The following is an 18,646-nucleotide window of genomic DNA, read 5'->3' as shown; positions in this document are numbered from 1 at the left end:
CGATCAGCGCGGCGGTGTGTCGGGGGACGGAGACGTGCCGTCGCCCGGCTGCAAATGCGGCGAGGGGACGTCCGGCGAGGACGCGCTCTGCACCGGCTTCGGCGCGGGAGGATCCATCAAAACGGATTCGGCGACGGACTGTGCCGAGGACCCGGGCGGCGTCACCGGTGCTGAGATCGGCGCGGACACCGGCTCGAATTTGGGCTCGGCGACGGCATCGACCGCCGGAGCTTCCACCTGGCGTTTGGCCTTGCGCGGCGTCGGCACCGTTGTCTCGGCGACATAGGTGACGCGGCGGCGCGTGCGCTGGGCAATGCCGCCGAAGAAATCGGCCATCGCGAGCAGCACCAGCAGGAAATAGGTCGAGTTGCCGAATTTGGGCCACATCACGAATTCGGCGGCGGCCGCGCCGAACAGGATCAGCGACAGCAGGTGATCCATCAGGAATTTCGAACCAGGCCGCGCGCCCTTAACCACTTCGAGCAGCAGCAGCACGATACCAAGCGCCAGCATCACGTCGGCGAGCGTGACCGGCCAGGCCTCGCCTGACACCATCGGCACCTTGAACAGCACATCCGTGAAGGACACGGTCGGCATCAGGAAGGCGATGATGTTGTAGACCGCGAGCGGAATCAGAAGCAGCGGGAAACCGACCATCGGCGAAAGGCCTTCTCGATCAAGATATCCAGACAGGACAATGCGGCGGCGAAGCATTAGCTCCGCCGCCGCCACTGTCATATCTCATGGGTTGGCCGAAATCAGGCAGGCGAAATGATCCTGCCTGAGAAAAAGGTCCTTAACTCAGGACTCTTTCTTCTTCAGGACCTGCCGGCCCTTGTACATGCCGGTCTTGAGGTCGAGATGATGCGGACGACGGAGCTCGCCGGAGTCCTTGTCTTCCACATAGGTCGGCTTCTTGATGGCGTCTGCCGAGCGGCGCATGCCACGGCGCGACGGCGAGGTTTTTCTTCTCGGAACAGCCATTTCTACATCCTCTAGGGATTGGTGTTATCAGGGCATCGTCCGCGAGGGACGGCTCAGCACCCGCAATCCGAGGCGAGCTGAATGCCGATCAAGGCCGCGCTTATAGAGGAAGGCTGGCCGCAAAGCTAGAGCGTTTTCGAGCGAAGTGGATACCGGTACGCGTCAAGAAAACGCGTCAAAACAAGAATCTAGAGCCCCGTTCCGATGCGATTGGAACGGAAAAGGCTCCAGGCTCTTGGGCCGGAAAATGCGCCCGAAAAGGACCCAAAATCAGCGATTTTCCTGCCAACACGTCGCGAGCGAGCTGGCCTGCGCCCTCGCCACATAGGTCCCGGCCAGCCGCCGGACGCCCGGGCCGGGGGTTTTGGCACTGCGTTTGACCGGATTCGGCAGGATCGAGGCCAGAAGGGCCGCCTCGCGCGGGGAAAGGCCGGCGGCCGATTTGCCAAAGGCATAGGCGCTGCCCGCCTCGACGCCGAATTGGCCCCGCGGACCGAACTCGGCGATGTTGAGGTAGATCTCCAGGATCCGCGGCTTGGGCAGGACGAGGTCGATCCAGAGCGCCAGCGGGAATTCGAGCGCCTTGCGGACGAAGTCCCGGCCCTGCCAGAGGAATAGGTTTTTCGCGACTTGCTGGGTGATCGTGGAGGCGCCCCGGAACGGCGTACCGTCCTCCTGGGCATCGTCGATCGCCTCGCGCAGCGCGCCCCAATCGATGCCGTGATGCTTGCAGAAATGGGCGTCCTCGGCTGCGATCACCGATCGCGGAAGTGCGGGCGACATCGCCGCCAGGTCGATCCATTCCCGCTGCATCGGCGCGCCGCGAAGCGAGCGCCACGCCATCAGCGTCGAAACCGGATGGCCGAAGCGGTAGAACGGCGCGATCACATAGGGCGCGAGAAAGACGACCGCGAGCGCTACCAGCAGGATTTTGACGATGCGCAAATCGACCTTTCCGGCCCCGAACCAGAAGCGGCCACGGATCCTGCCATTAAGTCTGTGATAATTCGGGCCTTTTCCAGCACTTTTTAGGCCTTCCAAACGATTGACTGGGGCGGGCGCATAAAGGATTGTCCCGCCGAATTTTAGTTCTGGAGCCCTTCTTGATGACCGGCACGTCCCCGTCCGATTTCGCCAAACGTCTGGACAAGACCGCTGATGATACCGAGGCCCTGCTCGGCCACCTGCTGTCGGACGACATCCTGCACGATGAGATCGCCCGGCCCAAGCGGCTGATGGACGCAATGCGCTATTCCAGCCTGAACGGCGGCAAGCGTCTGCGGCCGTTCCTGGTGGTCGAAAGCGCGGCCGTGTTCGGCGTGCCGCGCGATGCCGCGCTGCTGGTCGGCGCCGCGCTGGAATGCATCCACTGCTATTCGCTGATCCACGACGATCTGCCTGCCATGGACAATTCGGACCTGCGCCGCGGCCGCCCGACCCTGCACAAGAAAACCGATGACGCGACCGCGATCCTCGCCGGCGACGGACTGTTGACGCTCGCCTTCGACATCGTCACCCGCGACGAGATCCATCGCGACGCCAACGTGCGGCTGCTGCTGACGCGCGCGCTGGCGCGCTGCGCCGGCATCGGCGGCATGGTCGGCGGCCAGATCCTCGATCTCGCCGGCGAAGGCCGCTTTGGCGGCAACGAGCCGATCGATGTCGCTCGCATTCAGCAGATGAAGACCGGCGCGCTCTTGCGTTACGGCTGCATCGCAGGCGCGATCCTCGGCCAGGCCTCGCAGAAAGAATATCAGGCGCTCGACGATTACGGCCGCGCGCTCGGCGAAGCCTTCCAGATCGCCGACGATTTGCTCGACGTCGAAGGCGACGCAGCCGCGCTCGGCAAGCCCGCCGGCGCCGATGCGGCACTCGGCAAGACCACTTTCGTCACCCAGCTCGGCATCGAAGGCGCCAAGCAGCGCGTGCGCGACCTGCTCGCGCGGGCCGACAGCGCCGTCGCGATCTTCGGTGAGCGCGCCGCCGTGCTGCAAGCCGCCGCGCGGTTCGTGGCCGAGCGGAAGAACTGACGATACCGATGGCGGCCGAGGGCAAAGAAGATCCCGTTCTCGCCCGCTTCCGCAAGATGTCGCGGCCGGTACGGCTGATCTATGCACGGCCGCGGACCTTCATCGCGCTCGCGGCTGGGGTCCTGGTCTGCCTGCTGCTGCCTGGCTCGCACCGGCTGGTGACACGGCTCCTGTTCGGGTGGGATGCGCTGATCGCGGTCTATCTCGTGCTCGTCTACGCAATGATGCTTTGCAACGACCACCAGCACATCAAGCGCGCAGCCGCGATGCAGGACGACGGCCGTTTCGTGATCCTGCTGGTAACGGCGACCGGCGCCTTCGCCAGCATCGCCGCGATCGTCGCCGAGCTCGGCACACCGCATCGGGGCGTGCTGGAGCTGACAATCGCGATCAGCACCATCGCGCTGTCGTGGGCCGGCGTACACACCACCTTCGCGCTGCACTACGCGCACGATTATTATCGGAGCGCCAAGCCGGGCGGCCTTCAGTTCCCGAGCAGGGACAAGGTAGACAACGCCGACTACTGGGACTTCGTCTATTTCTCGTTCGTGATCGGCATGACCGCGCAGGTTTCCGACGTCGGCATCACCGACAGGACGATCCGCCGCACGGCCACGGCGCACGGGATCGTGTCGTTCATCTACAACACGGCCTTGCTGGCGCTGACGGTCAACATTGCCGCGAGCGCCATCTCGAACTGACATCGTCCCGGCACTGCCGGGACGACTCGCATTGTCAGTTGCAGACCTCGGCATTGGCGTCATTGGCGGGACCGCCACCGCCGCGATATTCGAGATGGCAACCACGGTTGACCGGGCGGCAGCCGGTATTGTTGCAGAACATCTGGCCACCGCCCGAACGACGGCTGGCGCCAGCTGCGGCGGCAATGCCAGCCGCACCACCATAACCACCCGCAGCTCCGGCAGCGGCATCACCGGTCTGACGACGCTGACGGGCGGGACGCTCATCACCGTCGTCGCGCTTCGCCGTTGCGGGCTTGGCCGGCTTGGCGGCGCGCTGCTTCTCGCACTCATTATCGTCGTTGACCGCATAGCCCTCACGGCAAACGATCTTGGTGCACTTGTCGCCATCGGCCTTGAAACCGTGCTCGCAGACCAGCGGACAGACCCGCGACGGCTTGGCCTTGACCGCATCCAGCGCGTCCGTGCTCGCCGTCTTCACGTCGAGCTTGGTGCCGGCATAGCGGTTGAACTGCGACAGCGAGCGCTGCGAGGACGTAGTCCAGTTGCCGTCGGCCTGCCCGGAGTAGCAGCCAACGCGGCCGAGTTCGGTCTGCACCGAGCGGCTGAGATCGGCCGGCGCGGTCGCGGGCGTCAGCGAGGCGACGTTGGTACCGGAAGGGCTCGCCGTGCTGGTCGGCGCAGCGGCGGCGAGGTTGACGCGCTGCTGCTCGGCGGCGGCTGCCTGCTGCTGCGCCTGCTCCTTGGCCTTCTGGGCGGCGAGCTGGGCCTGCTCGGCGGCCTTCGCATCGGCCGCCGCCCTGACCTGTGCATCCTTCTGCGCGCCAAGCGCGGCGAGACGATCGCGTTCTGCCTCGGCCTGTTTCGCCTTCTCGGTGGCAGCCGCATGAGCCTGCTCGGCACCTATCTTCTCGACCTGAAGCTTGGCAAGGCTGGCATAGAAGCCATCGGGATGCTGGGCGAGGAAGGCAGCCCACGCCGCCTTGTTGCCGACCTGGAGCGCGAGCTCGTAATCGCGACGGATGTCGGCCTGCGGGTTCGGCGCGGGCGCAACCGCCGCTGCGGCCGTCACCTTGACCGGAACCAGCGGCACGTCCTCACCACCGAGCGAACCGTAGACGAACGGCTCCTGCTTGTTACCGGTCGACTTGAGCACGTCGTCGCGCACGAAGCCGAAGGCGCGGCGGACATCGAGACCCGGCGTCGCCAGATGCTTCGACAGCGCGACCGTAAATGGGCTGTTGGCGCCGTCACCGTCCTGGGCCGTGAAGCCGGCCTTGGCCGAATAGGCGATCAGGGTGTTGGGGCTGGTCGGCTCGACCTGGGCGAGGCCCCGGCCGATGCCGCGCGAGGCCACCGTGCGCTTCATGGTCTTGCCGAACGGATTGTCGCGGCAGGCATCCAGGATCACCAGGCGGAGCTGCTTGGCAGGCTCGACGGCGACCAGAACTCGGTCGAGGGACAGCGCTTCGTCATAGACGTCGGTGTCGCGCTCGAGCTTGGCATCGACAGGGATCAGATAGTTCGAGCCCTCGACCTCGATGCCGTGGCCGGCATAGTAGACCACTGCGATGTCGGCGCTTCGGGTCGCGTCGGCGAACTCGCGCAGCACGCGCCGCGTTTCCTGCGCCGACAGATCGTGCCGGGAATCGACGACATCGAAACCGGCTTCCTTCAGTGTCTTCGCCATCACCGCACCGTCATTGACGGGGTTGGCGAGCGACGGCGCGTGCTGATACGCCGAGTTGGCGAGCACCAGAGCGACCCGCTTTCCGGCGAAGGCGGGTCCGGCGCCGAACAGCAACGCGGCAGCGAGGAGAAGCGGGCAAAGTCTGAGCAGATTGCGCATGGCACGACTTCCGAAATTCAGGCCATCTGGCCCCTTTGGGATCGCTTTAGCAGGATCTGGTGCCGGCTCTTGTGATGGAGGTCACGAAAGCTGCGCCGGCGCTACCAGAGAGCCCCCTTAGTTTGTCGCACCAGCGCGGTCGCGGTTCGCCGGTCGATGCGGGCGAACCGGGTTCCCTCAGACAACCCCGATGTGCCCCCGATATTGCGGCAGATCGTCCGTAATGTCGTGCCAGGGCACCTTTGAGGCCACGAAAATGTGGGCGCTCGGCCGGATCGAGGGGGCGTCGACCAGGGTTCCCATGGCGACATGAACCCATTGTCCTTCTCGCACCCGGGAATAAAGCAGCGAGCCGCACCGCCCGCAATGGGCATCATGGGTCGTGTCGTCGCCGAAAATCATCTTCTGGTCGCCACCCCGGACAATGCGGAGATTGTCCTGCGCGATGCCGGCGAACGGCTTGAACGCGGAGCCGGTGGTGCGACGGCAGTTCGAACAGTGGCAGTTCATCGCATAGGAGAACGCGTCGACCACTTCGAACCGCACGGTGCGGCAGTAGCATTCGCCGATCAGGATACGAGCGTTCGAATTTTCTGATCCTGTCATGCCAACACCCTCGCGCGATTAGCGAGACACCCATAGCGCATTTCGATGCGTACGACTAAGTTCCGCCCAAGCCATCATTCAAAAGGATGACCCATGAGCCAGAACCGTTCGAGCGTCGAAGCCGTCGTGCAATCCTATTTCGACGGGCTTTACGAGGGCGATGCCGAGAAGCTCGGCGCCATCTTCCATCCCTCCGCTGACTTGCGCTGGGTCGAGAAGGGCGAACTCCAGGTCCTGACCGTGCCCGACTGGCTCGACCGCGTCCGCAAACGCGCCTCCGCCAAGGCCGAAGGCAAGCCGCGCGAGGATTTCATCGTCACCATCGACCGTTCGGACGACAAGACCGCCTTCATCAAGGTGCGATGTCAGCTGCCGCCGCGTTTCTTCACCGATTACCTGGTCGCGATGAAGCTCGCCGACGGCTGGCAGATCGTGTCGAAGTCGTATCGTTATGATGTGAGGGAGTGAAGGCGCAGCACTTCTGCTGCCCAATATCCGCCGCGCCCGGTGCCCATTCTGGGTCATTGCGAGGAGCCCTTGCGACGAAGCAATCCAGAATCCCTCCGAGGAGGCAGACTGGATTGCTTCGTCGCTTCGCTCCTCGCAATGACGGTGCGGATACAGCATCCACGACATTTTTGGTCTCCACTCGCCTGAAGGCCTCCCATGCCGCTCGATCGCCGTTCCCTGCTCGCCTCGCTATGCTGGATCGCGGCTTCCCCCGCGCTTGCCGCCGAGCCCCCGCCCGAACTCGAAACCTATGAGCGTGAGAGCGGCGGGCGGATCGGGGTCTATGCGGAGAATCTTGCGACCGGCAAGAAGCTCACCTGGCGCGCCGACGAGCGCTTCGTGATGTGCTCGACCTTCAAGGCCTCGCTCGCGGCCTGCGTACTGGCTCGGGTCGATCACGGCGAAGAGAAGCTTGCGGCCACGATCGCTTACGGCAAGACCGATCTGCTGGAGTATGCGCCGGTCGCCAAGCAGAACCTTGCGGCCGGCGCGATGTCGGTCGGCGACATGTGCAAGGCGATCGTCGAACTCAGCGACAATACCTGCGCCAATCTGCTGCTGGCGCGGATCGGCGGCCCCGCCGCGCTCACCGCGTTCTGGCGGTCGCTCGGCGACACCACCTCGCGGTTGGATCACAACGAGCCCGAACTCAACCGCTCGCCGCCCGGCGATCCGCATGACACCACGACGCCGGCAGCGATGGCGGGAAATTTGCGGCGCCTTGTGGTGGGCGAGGCCCTGACGCCGGCCTCGCGTGCCCTGCTCACGGAGTGGATGGTGAACTGCAAGACCGGCGCGAACCGGCTGCGCGGCGGCCTGCCCGCAGGCTGGACCATCGGCGACAAGACCGGCAACAACGGCAAGGATGCCTCGGGCGATATCGCGGTCGCCTGGCCGAAGCCCGAAACGCCGATCCTGATCGCGGCCTATGTCCAGGGCGGCACGCCGAACGCGGCGCAGATCGAAGCCGCCTTTGCACGCATCGGACGGATGGTGGCCGAGCGGCTGGCGTGAGCCGCACGCATTGACGCAACAGTCGCTTCCGGGTCAAGACAGACCATCATGGAAGCGAAGTTTCAGACCTTTCTCATCCTGCTCGCCGTGCTGGCAGGCGTGGCGCTGGCCGCACGCCGCTTCAACGTCGCCCCTGCCATCCTGCTGATGCTGGCTGGCGTCGGCCTCGCTTTCGTGCCGGGCATGCCGGCGGTGGAATTGCCGCCGGAACTGGTGCTGCTGATGGTGCTGCCGCCGCTGATCTACTCGGCCAGCGTCGCCATGAGCTGGCGCGAGTTCCGGAAAAATCTGCGCCCCATCGTGCTGCTCGCGGTCGGCGCCGTGATCTTCACTGCGGCGTTGGTGGCGGCCGCCACGCACTACATGATCGGCCTGCCCTGGACCATCGGCTTCCTGCTCGGTGCCATCGTCGCGCCGCCCGACGTGGTGGCGCCGCTTGCGATCGCGCGCCGGCTCAACATGCCGCGACGTCTCCTGGTCATCCTCGAGGGTGAAGGGCTTGCCAATGATGCCACCGCGCTGATCCTCTACCGCTTCGCGCTGGCCGCCATCATGGTCGGGCATTTTTCGCTGCCGCTAGCGGCCGGCGAGTTCCTGCTCATCGTCGCCAGCGAGATCGCCTTCGGCATCGGCGTCGGCTGGCTCTCCCTTCGCTTCCGCAAATGGTCCGGGGATCCGCAGGTCGAGCTGACCTTGTCGCTGATCACCCCCTACGTTTCCTATTGGCTGCCCGAGCATATCGGGGGCTCCGGGGTGATCGCGACGGTGGCCTGCGGCCTCTATGTGAGCTGGAACGGCCCGTTGCTGATCTCGTCGGCGACGCGCCTGCAAGGCATCTTCTTCTGGGACCTCGTGATCTACCTGATCGAGGGCGTGCTGTTCCTGCTCACCGGCTTCCAGCTGCGCGCGCTCTACGAGAAATCGAAGGCGTTCCCGCTCGACGACATCCTGATCGCGACCGCATTGGTCCTGGTCATCATCGTAACCGCGCGCTTTGCCTGGCTCTATCCCGCAACCTATCTGCCACGGATGCTCAGTAAGTCGCTGCGTAAGCGTGACCCGTCGCCGCCCTGGCAATGGCCGTTCGTGCTCGCCTTCACCGGCGTGCGCGGCGCAGTGTCGCTCGCGGCCGCGCTGGCGCTGCCGTTCACGCTGCCGGGCGGCGATGCATTTCCATATCGCGACCTGATTCTGTTCGTGGCCTTCGGCGTCATCTTCGTCACGCTGATCGGCGTCGGCCTGACGCTGCCGCCGGTGGTGCGCTGGCTGGGCGTCGCCGAGGCCGGCCGCAACGAGCATGCCGCCGAGCACGAGGCCGAGATCGCGGCGAGACGCCAGGCCCTCGATGCCGCGTTGAAATCGCTCGACGCCCTGACTGAAGAGAAGGACGTCTCCGACGAAGTGATGCGGCTGCTGCGCGCCCGCCATGAAATCCGTATCAGTCAGCTCCCCGATTCGCTCGACCCCACCCACCACGACGTCTCCGCCGCCGGCACCGCGCTGACCCGCGACCTGATCGCCGCCGAACGAAAATTCATCCACGATCTCCTGCGCGACGGCCAGATCACCGACGAGACCCGCCGCCGGATCGAGCGCGATCTGGATCTGGAGGAGGCGAGCCTGGCGAACCGCGAGTATCGGCGGACGCCGCTGTAGACCGCCCGTCATGGCGACAACCTACCGCCTCGCGCAAAACTCCCCTATGGCAGACGCCACGGCCGCGGCAATCGTCTCATGACGCTCCGGCGAGTTCATCGCCATTTCCTCGTCGCGGTTGATGATGGAGCCGGCCTCGAGCAGCACTGCGGCACTGCTCGTTCGCGACAGCACGACGAGATTGTCGTAGCGATAGACGCCGACATCCTTGTCGAGCAACTGGCGGCGGTAACGGCCCATCAGCGGCAAGGTGTATTGACTGGCATATTGCAGGCCCTGCTCCTTCAACTGCCTGCCGATCATCCGGGCCAGCATCAGGCTGGTGGCGAAGCGTGAATTCTGCTGCGACACGAACAGCGAGTGGCCCGAAAAGCGGTCGCTGAAATAGCTCTTCGCGCCGTCGAATTCCCAGGTCTCGAGCAATTTATCCGGCACCGAATCGTGATGGATCGACAGGAAGAGATCGGCCCGGCCGTCATTCGCGGCAGTGACCCGCTTGAACAGGCTCGGCCGCGCCTTGCCGTCCGTGACGAGAAGCCGTGCCGCCGCAAAGCCTTCGTGCCTGAGTTTGGTCGTGACCAGTCTCGCGAGCCTGAAGTTGAAGCCGAACTCGGGATCGTTGCGCGCGCTCAACGCGCCATAGGAATCCGGGGTGTGGCCGACATCCACAATGATACGGAATTTGCGCGGCTCGCATGCCTCCGGCGCGGTCGCTCTCGACCGCGCCTTCGCAAACTTGGGTGCGCTGGCTGCCCGCGCAACGTCCATTGGCGAAAGCAAAAGCGGGATCAGCGAGACCGCGATAGCACGCCACGACGTTCTCACACCGGCTGCTCCCCCTTCACCGTCACCCGCGTCCCCGAGCGCGTATGCGGCCAGTAGTCCCACATTGCGCGGTGCTGGGTGCAGCGGTTGTCCCAGAACGCGATGGCATTCTCGGTCCAGCGGAAGCGGCACTGGAACAGGGGGTTCTCGGCGTGCTGGTAGAGATAGGCCAGCATCGCATCGCTCTCGTCGCGCGGGATGCCGTTGATGTGGCGGGTGAAGCCGCGGTTGACGTAGAGAGCCTTCCTGCCCGTGACCGGATGCGTCCGCACCACAGGATGCTCGGCGCTCGGATAGGACGGTCGGTCGGCGACGCCGTAATTCGCGTAGAGCCCACGATAGATCGGCTCACCGTCATGCAGCGCGGTGAGCCCATCGAGATAGGCCTTCATGCGATCCGACAGCGCATCATAGGCTGCATACATGTTGGCGAACAGCGTGTCGCCGCCGCGCGGCGGGCACTGCTTGATGTAGAGGATCGAGCCCATCGGCGGTTCGAGATCGCAGGACACGTCGGAATGCCAGCCCTCGCCGTTCGCTCGCGGCGAGTTCTTGTCGGCGTAGATCTTCATCAAGGCGGGATCTTCGTCCTCGTGCGGCGCGGCAGGATGAAAATGCAGCTCGCCGAACTTGCGGCCGAAGGCGAGATGCTGCTGCGGCGTGATGTGCTGGTCGCGGAAGAAGATGACGAGGTTTTCGGCGAGCGCTCGGTGGATCTCGTCCATCTGCTGGTTGGAGCGGGTATCGCCGTCGACGACCTTGCCGATGTCGACGCCCGAGATTTCCGCACCGATGATGGGGGTGAGCTTTTCGACCGCGATGGTTTCGTAGGGCGCGCCGTCCTCGGCCATGTGTCGATAGCGCGGGCCCTGCTTGCCGGCGAGTGAGCTCATGGCGTGTCTCCCGATCAATGTTGATTGGGAGCATCGTAGCAATGTAGGGCGGGTTAGCGAAGCGTAACCCGCCACTTCGCGTCGCAAAAAAGGCGGATTACGCTTGCGCTAATCCGCCCTACGAATTCAGCGATGTGACGGCCGCAGCTTACTCCGCCGCGGTCACCGGCACCTTGGCACCCTGGCCGTAACGCTGCTCGATATAGTCGATCACCAGCGCCTTGAAGTCGGCCGAGATCGTGGGACCGCGCAGCGTGCGGAACTTCTTGCCGTCGACGAAGACCGGCGCGGCCGGCGCTTCGCCGGTGCCGGGCAGCGAGATGCCGATATTGGCGTGCTTGGATTCGCCGGGGCCGTTGACGATGCAGCCCATCACCGCGACATTGAGCTCTTCCACGCCGGGGTATTTCGTCTTCCAGGTCGGCATCTCGTCGCGGATGAACTCCTGGATCGAACTTGCCAGCTCCTGGAACGTGGTCGAGGTGGTGCGGCCGCAGCCGGGGCACGCCGCGACCAGCGGCACGAAGGTGCGGAAGCCCATGGTCTGCAGCAGCTCCTGGCCGACCTGCACCTCGCGGGTGCGATCGCCGCCGGGCTCCGGCGTCAGCGAGATGCGGATGGTATCGCCGATGCCCTGCTGCAGCAGGATGCCGAGCGCGGCGGAGGAGGCAACGATGCCCTTGGTGCCCATGCCGGCCTCGGTGAGACCGAGATGGATGGCGTAGTCGGAACGCGACGCGAGATCCTGATACACCGCAATCAGATCCTGCACCGCCGAGACCTTGGCGGAGAGGATGATGCGGTTCTTGGGCATGCCGAGCTCTTCGGCGCGGGCCGCCGACAACAGCGCGGACTGCACCATGGCCTCGCGCGTCACCGCGCGCACGTCGCGCGGATTGGCGGAGGCGGCGTTCTCGTCCATCAGCTTGGTCAAGAGCTCCTGGTCGAGCGAGCCCCAATTGGCGCCGATGCGCACCGGCTTGTCGTTCTTGTTCGCGATCTCGATGATGTCGGCGAACTGGGTGTCACGCTTGTCCTTGAAGCCGACATTGCCGGGATTGATGCGGTACTTGGCGAGCGCCTCGGCGCAGGCCGGATAGGCCGCGAGCAGCTTGTGGCCGATATAGTGGAAGTCGCCGATCAGCGGCGTGGTGATACCGCGCTTGGCGAGGCCGTCGCGAATGTGCGGAACGGCGGCCGCGGCTTCCTCGCGATCCACGGTGATGCGGACCATTTCGGAGCCGGCGCGCGCGAGCGCTGCGACCTGGGCAATCGTACCGTCGATGTCGGCGGTATCGGTGTTGGTCATCGACTGCACGACGATCGGCGCACCGCCGCCGACGGCGACGTCGCCGACCTTGACCTGGGTGGTGTGATGGCGCGGCGCGGGCCCCGCGATGTCGGAATCGATTGATGTTTCGGGCTTGTTCATGGGGGTCCAAATATCAGGTTTTGGTGACGTTCAGCAATGCGTCGCGCGGTGCCGCAGCGACTTGGCTCGGGCGGTTAACCAGAAAAAGCCCAGCAATTACAAGGACGGCTGCCGCCCCGAACGCCAGGCTTAGGGTGTCATGCATGATGAAATAGCTACCGACCACGCCAAACAAAGGGGTGATGAAGGTAAAAGCCGACAATTTGCTGGCCGAATAGGTCTTCACGAGAGCGAACCAAAGCGTGAACGTGGTTCCAACCACCCAGATCGCCTGGAACGCCATCAGGCCGAGCGACAGCGGCGCGGGGGTGTGCGTGATGGTCTCGCCGAACAGCCAGGCCGCCAGCCCCAGGATCGGGATCGAGATCGCGACCTGATAGCCCAGCGCCTTCTCGGGCGCGGCGAACCGCAAGCGCGTCCCCTTGGCAACCAGCGTGGTCGCCGCCCACAGCGCGGCACCACCGACGATCATGAGGTCGCCGAGCAGAACATGCGAATCGACGTTGGGCTGCGGCACGCCAATCGCGAGGGCGACGCCGGCAAAGCTGATGGCGAGACCCAGCCATTGCGAGGCGCCGAGCCGCTCGCCGAGCACTTGGTAGGAGCCGAGCGCAACGAAGAATGGCGCGGTATAGAGGAACACCACCGCGCGCGACGCCGAGGTGAGTCGTAGCCCCTGGAATATCAGCACGAACTCGATACCGAACATCAGACCGGCGATCAGGCCCGGCTTCCACGTGCCGTCATTCTCGAAGAACTTGACGCCGCGAAACGTGCCGATGAGGAACAGCACCGGCAGCGCGCCCGCCGACCGGATCGTGGCCTGCAGCATTGGCGGAATGTCCGGCAGCACCAGTTTCACCGCGATCTGGTTGAACCCCCAGGTCAGGCACAGCATGAGCATCAGGGCGATGGCGCCGGCACTGAGGGGGCGTGCGGCGGAGGGGTTGGCTTGTGGTGAGGACATCTCTTCCCGAAAACCGGCTTTGCGCCGTTGTTTGCTTTATGCAGCTTTCTGACAATGGGTGCAGACGCCCGTGATCTCGACCACGGACAGCTTGGGTGCGAAGCCTGAGCTGCGCGCGGCAGCGTTGAGGTCCTTGGCAAAGGACGCCGACGGGATCTCGCCGACGAGGCCGCAGCGCTCGCAGATCAGGAACGCCACCGCCGAGGTCGCGTCGTGGTCGTGGGCGGCGCAGGCGAGATAGGCGTTACGGCTTTCGATGCGGTGCACGAGGCCGTTGGCCATCAGGAAATCGAGCGCACGGTAGACCGTGATCGGCGCCGGCCGCGCCATCGACTTTGCCAATTCGTCGATCACCTCGTAGGCGCCGAGCGGACGATGGCTGGAGAGCAAGGCCGCCAGCACGTGACGACGGATCGGCGTGAATTTCTGCGCGCGCTGCTCGCAAACGGCCTCGGCATGCGCCAGCGCATCCGCGGTGCAGCGGCCGTGATCATGGTCGGGCGTGGGAAATGCCGGCTTTGCGAGGGTCATGCGGCCCGCTTCTAGCATTTCGGCCGGGGAACCCAAAGCACGACTGCCGAGTGGCTGTCAGCCATGCTTTTGCTGCGGGACAGCGTCCCGCTAACCCGGCATGAAATAATCATAAGCTTGCTTATTATATTCAAGCTTATTGGAGACAAAGCTTATGACCCGCGGGTCCGTCGACCAGAATTTCCTGTTCACGCTGGGCGAACTCTACCGCCTCTTGCGCGTCTATGCCGACAAGGAGGCTTCGCGCTTCGGCATCACCCGCGCGCAATGGGCGGTGCTGGCCAAGGTCGAGCGCAGCGAGGGCATGAAGCAGTCGGAACTCGCCGAGCTGCTCGAGATGCAGCCGATCACGCTGACCCGCCTGATCGACAAGCTCTGCGACAGCGACTGGATCGAGCGCCGTCACGATGCCTCGGACCGCCGCGTCAAGCGGCTTTATCTCAAGAAGTCCGGCCGGCAATTGTTGGGCCGGATGAGCGGTCTGAAGTCCGAGCTGACCGCCAACGCGCTCGACGGCATTACGCCGGCCGACGCCCATCGCCTGCTGACCCAGCTCGAAACCATCAAGGAAAACGTGCGCACCGCGATCCAGACCAGCGGTGCGGAACAGGCGCGCAAGGAGCAGCGCTATGGCTGATCAAGTCCTCAAGTTCCAGCCCGAGCAGAAGACCGACGGCGGCAAGCCGACCAAGAAAGCCGGCACCGATCCACGACGCCGTCTGGTCGCGGGCCTGCGGCGCTATCGCCGTTTCCTGCTTCTGGTCGTGCTGCCTCTCGTCGTGGTCGTCGGCGGCCTCACCTTTTATCTGCATGGCGGCCGCTATGTCGGCACCGACGACGCTTATGTCGGCGCGCAGAAGGTGCTGGTGACGCCCGATATCTCCGGCAAGATCCTGAAGGTGGTCGTGAAGGAAGGCCAGTCGGTCAAGCGCGGCGACGAGTTGTTCGAGATCGACCCCGTTCCGTTCCGCCACGCGGTCGACGAGGCCAAGGCGCAACTCGCCCAAACCCGCACGACCTATGACAATCTCGTCGCCAACATCAAGATCTATGGCGACATGCTCAACCTTGCCCAGCAAGGCATCGATCTGAAGCAGCGCGACGTCGAGCGCAAGCAGGCGCTGGTGAAGAACAATTTCGGCTCGCAGCTCGATCTCGACAACGCTTCGAATGCGCTGGTCACCGCCGGCGCGCAGGCGCAGTACATCAAGCAGCAACTCTCCAACGCCAAGACGCAGCTGCTCGGCGATTCAGCGTTGCCGCTGGAGCAATTCCCGCCCTACGCACAGGCGAAAGCCAAGCTGGACGATGCACAGCGCAACCTCGACCACACCGTGCTGCGCGCCCCGATGGACGGCGTGGCCACACAGGTCGAGCAGATCCAGCTCGGCCGGTTCGTCACCGCCGGCACGCCCGTCTTCTCCATCATCGACGTCGCCCATCCCTGGGTCGACGCCAACCCGAAGGAGAGCGACCTCACCCACGTCACCGAAGGGCAGCCCGTGACGCTCGAGGTCGACGCCTTCCCGAACCACGTCTTCAAGGGCAAGATCGGATCGCTTTCGCCCGGCACCGGTGCGCAATTCGCGATCCTGCCGCCGCAGAACGCCACCGGCAATTTCGTCAAGGTCGTGCAGCGCGTGCCGGTCAGAATCTATTTCGACGAGACCGACAAATATGTGCGGAAGCTGAAGGCCGGCATGAGCGTCTACGCCACCATCGACACCGGCCACAAACGCTCCCTCGCCGGCCTGCTCGGCCTGTCGGCGACAGCGAGCCAGGACATAGATCAGGACAAGGACTGATCTCATGGCGGAGTCTAATCCCGCATTGATGGTTCCCGGCCTGCGCCGGAACATGGTGACGATCTGCGCCATGACCGCGACCATCATGCAGGCGCTGGACACCACCATCGCCAACGTCGCCCTGCCCTACATGCAGGGCACGCTGTCGGCCTCGCAGGACCAGATCAACTGGGTGTTGACCTCCTACATCGTCGCCGCCGCGATCATGACGGCCCCGGTGGGCTGGATTGCCAACCGCTTCGGCCGCAAGCGCATCTTCATCATCTGCGCAGCCGGCTTCACCATGGCATCCGTGCTGTGCGGACTCGCGCAGGACATCAACCAGATGGTGCTGTTCCGGCTTCTCCAAGGCGTGTTCGGCGCAGCCCTGGTGCCGCTGTCGCAATCCGTGATGCTGGACTATTACACGCTGCAGGAACGCGCCAAGGCGATGTCGATCTGGGGCATGGGTGTGATGATGGGCCCGATCATGGGTCCCTCGCTTGGCGCCTGGCTGACCGAGACTTATTCCTGGCACTGGGTGTTCTTCGTCAACCTGCCGTTCGGCTTCATCACCGTGCTGGGGCTGATCGTCTTCATGGACGAGACGGATCGGAACATCAGCCTCAAATTCGACTGGTTCGGCTTCGCCGCGCTGGCGGTGGCGATCGGCTCGCTGCAGCTTGCGCTCGACCGCGGCGAGCAGCTGGGCTGGCTGGAATCGAACGAGATCCTGGCGGAGTTCATCGTCTCGGCCGTCGCCTTCTACTACTTCCTCGCGCACTCCTTCACGACCTCGACGCCGTTCATCCGCTTCGCGCTGTTTCGTGATCGCAACTTCGTCACCGGCTGCATGTTCATGGTCGTGATGGGGCTCGTGCTGTTCTCGACCATGGCGCTGGCCTCGCCCTACATGCAGAACGTGATCGGCTATCCCATCATCACCGCCGGCCTGCTATTGGCGAGCCGCGGCTTCGGCACCTTCTTCGCCATGATGCTGGTCGGCCGCATGATGCGCTATGTCGAAGCGCGTACGCTGATCATCTCCGGTTTGACGCTGACCGCGGGCTCGTTGTTCCAGATGACCGGCTGGACCGATTTGACCCAGGTGCCGGAGATCGTCACCGTCAGCGTCATCCAGGGCTTTGGCTTCGGTCTCGTCTTCGTGCCGCTTTCGACCGTGGCGTTCCTGACGCTCTCGAACGAGTTGCGCACCGACGGCACGGCAATGCTGACCCTGATGCGCAACGTCGCGAGTTCGGTCGGCATCTCCGTGGTGATCGCGCAACTGACGCAGGGAACGCGGCGGACTTACGCGATCCTGTCCGAGCACATCAATCCGTTCAACCATGCACTGCAGATGCCCGACGTCAGGGGCCTGATCAACCTGTCCACCGACGCCGGCCGCGCCATGGCCGACAGGATGGTGAGCGTGCAGGCGCAGATCATCGCCTTCGCGCACGACTACCAGCTGGTGATGCTCTTCGTCCTCTGCACCATCCCGCTCGCCTTGCTGATCGGCTCGACCAAGGCCACGCTGCGCAAGCAGGCGGCAGGGCCGGAACATGCGGTGATAGAGTAGGCGCAGCAGTTTCGCGCGATCGCGTGTCCCGGGCGCGGTGCAGCGCGTAGCGATGCGCCGCAGAACCGGGACCCATTCTGCAGTCGGATGTGGGCTCCGGCTCAGCAGCGCATCACTGCGTGCTGCGCAGCGTCCGGGGCACGAGAGATCAGCCCAGCAACTCCTCGCAGCCCAGATCGTCCACGGCCGCAAATATCCGCTCCAGATTATTCCACCAGATCACCGGCGGGATGTTGATGCTCCACTGCCAGACCGGCCGCGTGATCTGCCAGAGCACCGCCCAGCGGTAGTCGCGATCGAGCGCGCCGCGCGTGTAGCCGGTGATGCCGCTCTCGATCAGCGTGTCATGGTAGAGATTGAGCAGCGAGCGTTCCAGCGCCTGCCGGCGCTCCGGATACCAGTGCATCGCCATCATGTAGGCGAGGTCGTGGGTTGGAACGTTGATGCTCCACAGATCGAAATCGAAGATGCGCACGGTATCGGCGACGCCGGCGCGCGGCAGCAGAAAATTCCAGACATGGGCATCGCCATGGGCAATGCTGAGATGACGGCGTGAGTGGTAACGCTGGGACAGTCGCTCCGACTGATCGATGAGCCGGCGATAGAGGGTACGCCGTTCCTCGCTGAGACGGTCCCCGAGAGAATCGGCAAAGCGGTCGTAATGACCCGCGAAGGTCTCCATGCGCTCCGCGCTGTCGTCAGGACTCGCCCAGCTGCCGACGGCGTCGCCGAGGCTCGGATGGTCCCACCACGCCGCGTGCCAGCGCGCGAGGGTGGTCACGATCGCAATCGCCTGATCGCGCGACGGCGGCAGCGGCCAGGCCGCCGCGACGGCGTGACTGTCCGTGAGGTCCTCGAGCAAGAGATGCCAGGCGAGGCTGTCCTCGTCGAAATGTCCGTCGAAGCAGCGGGGCACGAGACCCGGCGGCATGCCCGGCGTCAGCTCCGTGTAATAGGTCACCTCCTGCCGGCCGCCATTGGCGAGCTTCTCGGCGAACGCTGCGTTCGCCGTCTTCAGGATCGGCGATTGCGGCGCGCCGCCGAATTCCCCGACATAGCGCAGGCCGAGCCGGGTGATATGCGACACGACTGTGTCGCGCTGATGCAGCACCTTCACCTCGCGGACCGCGCCGGCGTCCAGCACGCCGCCTCGCCGTAGCGCAGCCGTCAGTTGGGCCGGCTCAACGACATCAGGCAGTTGTGGAGGTGCCATGAAATTCACGATGCCCCTTGTCCCGCGTCATAACTTCACGATCGCAACCCCACGCACCAGCGGCCGAAC

19 protein-coding genes are annotated in these 18,646 nt (G+C 64.6%); 8 read left to right on the top strand and 11 right to left on the bottom strand.

Features of this window, described 5'->3' with window-relative positions; translation table 11 throughout:
• Positions 1–3: 3 nt before the first annotated feature.
• From C7G42_RS02655 to mtgA, 3 genes are all read right to left on the bottom strand, one after another.
• Complete coding sequence (locus C7G42_RS02655) at positions 4–657, bottom strand: hypothetical protein (protein ID WP_199580609.1); 654 nt, start codon at positions 655–657, stop codon at positions 4–6.
• Positions 658–801: 144 nt separating this feature from the next.
• Positions 802–984 (bottom strand): 50S ribosomal protein L32, encoded by a 183-nt coding sequence (rpmF, locus tag C7G42_RS02650; protein ID WP_007598106.1) that lies wholly within the window; start codon positions 982–984, stop codon positions 802–804.
• A 270-nt stretch (positions 985–1,254) separates the two neighbouring features.
• Complete coding sequence (gene mtgA / locus C7G42_RS02640; protein WP_106947525.1) at positions 1,255–1,929, bottom strand: monofunctional biosynthetic peptidoglycan transglycosylase; 675 nt, start codon at positions 1,927–1,929, stop codon at positions 1,255–1,257.
• 161 nt (positions 1,930–2,090) lie between these two features.
• Here mtgA and C7G42_RS02635 point away from each other — a divergent pair, with 161 nt between their 5' ends.
• Both C7G42_RS02635 and C7G42_RS02630 read left to right on the top strand, forming a co-directional pair.
• Complete coding sequence (locus tag C7G42_RS02635) at positions 2,091–3,014, top strand: polyprenyl synthetase family protein (RefSeq protein ID WP_106947524.1); 924 nt, start codon at positions 2,091–2,093, stop codon at positions 3,012–3,014.
• 8 nt (positions 3,015–3,022) lie between these two features.
• Entirely contained in the window at positions 3,023–3,715 is a 693-nt protein-coding gene (locus C7G42_RS02630) for a DUF1345 domain-containing protein (protein ID WP_106947523.1), read from the top strand.
• A gap of 34 nt (positions 3,716–3,749) precedes the next feature.
• Here C7G42_RS02630 and C7G42_RS02625 read toward each other — a convergent pair whose 3' ends face one another.
• Together C7G42_RS02625 and C7G42_RS02620 are read right to left on the bottom strand one after the other, a co-directional pair.
• Positions 3,750–5,564, bottom strand: a complete 1,815-nt coding sequence (locus C7G42_RS02625) for a caspase family protein (protein WP_106947522.1) — start codon at positions 5,562–5,564, stop codon at positions 3,750–3,752.
• A gap of 177 nt (positions 5,565–5,741) precedes the next feature.
• Positions 5,742–6,170 (bottom strand): GFA family protein, encoded by a 429-nt coding sequence (locus C7G42_RS02620; RefSeq protein WP_106947521.1) that lies wholly within the window; start codon positions 6,168–6,170, stop codon positions 5,742–5,744.
• 93 nt (positions 6,171–6,263) lie between these two features.
• Here C7G42_RS02620 and C7G42_RS02615 point away from each other — a divergent pair, with 93 nt between their 5' ends.
• From C7G42_RS02615 to C7G42_RS02605, 3 genes are all read left to right on the top strand, one after another.
• Positions 6,264–6,638: a nuclear transport factor 2 family protein gene (locus C7G42_RS02615; RefSeq protein ID WP_106947520.1), complete on the top strand. Its 375-nt coding sequence runs from the start codon at positions 6,264–6,266 to the stop codon at positions 6,636–6,638.
• 198 nt (positions 6,639–6,836) lie between these two features.
• Positions 6,837–7,694, top strand: a complete 858-nt coding sequence (gene bla / locus C7G42_RS02610; protein WP_106947519.1) for a class A beta-lactamase — start codon at positions 6,837–6,839, stop codon at positions 7,692–7,694.
• 48 nt (positions 7,695–7,742) lie between these two features.
• Positions 7,743–9,350, top strand: coding sequence for a Na+/H+ antiporter (locus tag C7G42_RS02605; RefSeq protein ID WP_199580608.1), 1,608 nt, complete (start codon positions 7,743–7,745; stop codon positions 9,348–9,350).
• A gap of 21 nt (positions 9,351–9,371) precedes the next feature.
• On the opposite strand, the gene C7G42_RS02600 is transcribed toward C7G42_RS02605, so the two are convergent.
• The 5 genes from C7G42_RS02600 to C7G42_RS02580 form a co-directional block, all read right to left on the bottom strand.
• Positions 9,372–10,118: an N-acetylmuramoyl-L-alanine amidase gene (locus tag C7G42_RS02600; protein WP_106947517.1), complete on the bottom strand. Its 747-nt coding sequence runs from the start codon at positions 10,116–10,118 to the stop codon at positions 9,372–9,374.
• A gap of 53 nt (positions 10,119–10,171) precedes the next feature.
• Positions 10,172–11,068 (bottom strand): TauD/TfdA dioxygenase family protein, encoded by an 897-nt coding sequence (locus C7G42_RS02595; protein ID WP_106947516.1) that lies wholly within the window; start codon positions 11,066–11,068, stop codon positions 10,172–10,174.
• Positions 11,069–11,216: 148 nt separating this feature from the next.
• On the bottom strand, positions 11,217–12,500 hold the full coding sequence (gene ispG, locus C7G42_RS02590; RefSeq protein WP_106947515.1) for a flavodoxin-dependent (E)-4-hydroxy-3-methylbut-2-enyl-diphosphate synthase: 1,284 nt from the start codon (positions 12,498–12,500) through the stop codon (positions 11,217–11,219).
• A 13-nt stretch (positions 12,501–12,513) separates the two neighbouring features.
• Entirely contained in the window at positions 12,514–13,467 is a 954-nt protein-coding gene (locus C7G42_RS02585) for a DMT family transporter (protein WP_094976219.1), read from the bottom strand.
• 36 nt (positions 13,468–13,503) lie between these two features.
• The gene (locus C7G42_RS02580; RefSeq protein ID WP_106947514.1) at positions 13,504–13,998 is read right to left on the bottom strand and encodes a Fur family transcriptional regulator; all 495 of its coding nucleotides are present in this window, start codon (positions 13,996–13,998) and stop codon (positions 13,504–13,506) included.
• A 154-nt stretch (positions 13,999–14,152) separates the two neighbouring features.
• Between C7G42_RS02580 and C7G42_RS02575 the strand changes: the two genes are divergently transcribed.
• The 3 genes from C7G42_RS02575 to C7G42_RS02565 are packed head-to-tail and all read left to right on the top strand — an operon-like array spanning position 14,153 to position 17,364.
• Entirely contained in the window at positions 14,153–14,635 is a 483-nt protein-coding gene (locus C7G42_RS02575; RefSeq protein ID WP_106947513.1) for a MarR family winged helix-turn-helix transcriptional regulator, read from the top strand.
• Positions 14,628–15,803 (top strand): HlyD family secretion protein, encoded by a 1,176-nt coding sequence (locus C7G42_RS02570; protein ID WP_106947512.1) that lies wholly within the window; start codon positions 14,628–14,630, stop codon positions 15,801–15,803. Before C7G42_RS02575 ends, C7G42_RS02570 begins: the two co-directional genes overlap by 8 nt.
• 4 nt (positions 15,804–15,807) lie before the next feature.
• Positions 15,808–17,364 carry an MDR family MFS transporter gene (locus C7G42_RS02565; RefSeq protein WP_106947511.1) on the top strand — a complete coding sequence of 519 codons (1,557 nt, stop codon included), beginning with the start codon at positions 15,808–15,810 and terminating at the stop codon, positions 17,362–17,364.
• Between the two features lie 148 nt (positions 17,365–17,512).
• Here C7G42_RS02565 and C7G42_RS02560 read toward each other — a convergent pair whose 3' ends face one another.
• Positions 17,513–18,577 (bottom strand): phosphotransferase, encoded by a 1,065-nt coding sequence (locus C7G42_RS02560; RefSeq protein ID WP_106947510.1) that lies wholly within the window; start codon positions 18,575–18,577, stop codon positions 17,513–17,515.
• Between the last annotated feature and the right edge of the window lie 69 nt (positions 18,578–18,646).

The organism is Bradyrhizobium sp. MOS003 (assembly GCF_003020125.1).
Taxonomy (GTDB): domain Bacteria; phylum Pseudomonadota; class Alphaproteobacteria; order Rhizobiales; family Xanthobacteraceae; genus Bradyrhizobium.
Note: the sequence above shows the minus strand (reverse complement) of the source record. Positions and strands in the feature narration are given on the sequence as shown.

Excerpts from the sequence above, each read along its gene's own strand:
- C7G42_RS02655 (WP_199580609.1), bottom strand. The coding sequence starts at position 657 with ATGGTCGGTTTCCCGCTGCTTCTGATTCCGCTCGCGGTCTACAACATC.
- rpmF (WP_007598106.1), bottom strand. The coding sequence starts at position 984 with ATGGCTGTTCCGAGAAGAAAAACCTCGCCGTCGCGCCGTGGCATGCGC.
- C7G42_RS02635 (WP_106947524.1), top strand. The coding sequence starts at position 2,091 with ATGACCGGCACGTCCCCGTCCGATTTCGCCAAACGTCTGGACAAGACC.
- C7G42_RS02630 (WP_106947523.1), top strand. The coding sequence starts at position 3,023 with ATGGCGGCCGAGGGCAAAGAAGATCCCGTTCTCGCCCGCTTCCGCAAG.
- C7G42_RS02625 (WP_106947522.1), bottom strand. The coding sequence starts at position 5,564 with ATGCGCAATCTGCTCAGACTTTGCCCGCTTCTCCTCGCTGCCGCGTTG.
- C7G42_RS02620 (WP_106947521.1), bottom strand. The coding sequence starts at position 6,170 with ATGACAGGATCAGAAAATTCGAACGCTCGTATCCTGATCGGCGAATGC.
- C7G42_RS02615 (WP_106947520.1), top strand. The coding sequence starts at position 6,264 with ATGAGCCAGAACCGTTCGAGCGTCGAAGCCGTCGTGCAATCCTATTTC.
- bla (WP_106947519.1), top strand. The coding sequence starts at position 6,837 with ATGCCGCTCGATCGCCGTTCCCTGCTCGCCTCGCTATGCTGGATCGCG.
- C7G42_RS02605 (WP_199580608.1), top strand. The coding sequence starts at position 7,743 with ATGGAAGCGAAGTTTCAGACCTTTCTCATCCTGCTCGCCGTGCTGGCA.
- C7G42_RS02600 (WP_106947517.1), bottom strand. The coding sequence starts at position 10,118 with ATGGACGTTGCGCGGGCAGCCAGCGCACCCAAGTTTGCGAAGGCGCGG.
- C7G42_RS02595 (WP_106947516.1), bottom strand. The coding sequence starts at position 11,068 with ATGAGCTCACTCGCCGGCAAGCAGGGCCCGCGCTATCGACACATGGCC.
- ispG (WP_106947515.1), bottom strand. The coding sequence starts at position 12,500 with ATGAACAAGCCCGAAACATCAATCGATTCCGACATCGCGGGGCCCGCG.
- C7G42_RS02585 (WP_094976219.1), bottom strand. The coding sequence starts at position 13,467 with ATGTCCTCACCACAAGCCAACCCCTCCGCCGCACGCCCCCTCAGTGCC.
- C7G42_RS02580 (WP_106947514.1), bottom strand. The coding sequence starts at position 13,998 with ATGACCCTCGCAAAGCCGGCATTTCCCACGCCCGACCATGATCACGGC.
- C7G42_RS02575 (WP_106947513.1), top strand. The coding sequence starts at position 14,153 with ATGACCCGCGGGTCCGTCGACCAGAATTTCCTGTTCACGCTGGGCGAA.
- C7G42_RS02570 (WP_106947512.1), top strand. The coding sequence starts at position 14,628 with ATGGCTGATCAAGTCCTCAAGTTCCAGCCCGAGCAGAAGACCGACGGC.
- C7G42_RS02565 (WP_106947511.1), top strand. The coding sequence starts at position 15,808 with ATGGCGGAGTCTAATCCCGCATTGATGGTTCCCGGCCTGCGCCGGAAC.
- C7G42_RS02560 (WP_106947510.1), bottom strand. The coding sequence starts at position 18,577 with ATGGCACCTCCACAACTGCCTGATGTCGTTGAGCCGGCCCAACTGACG.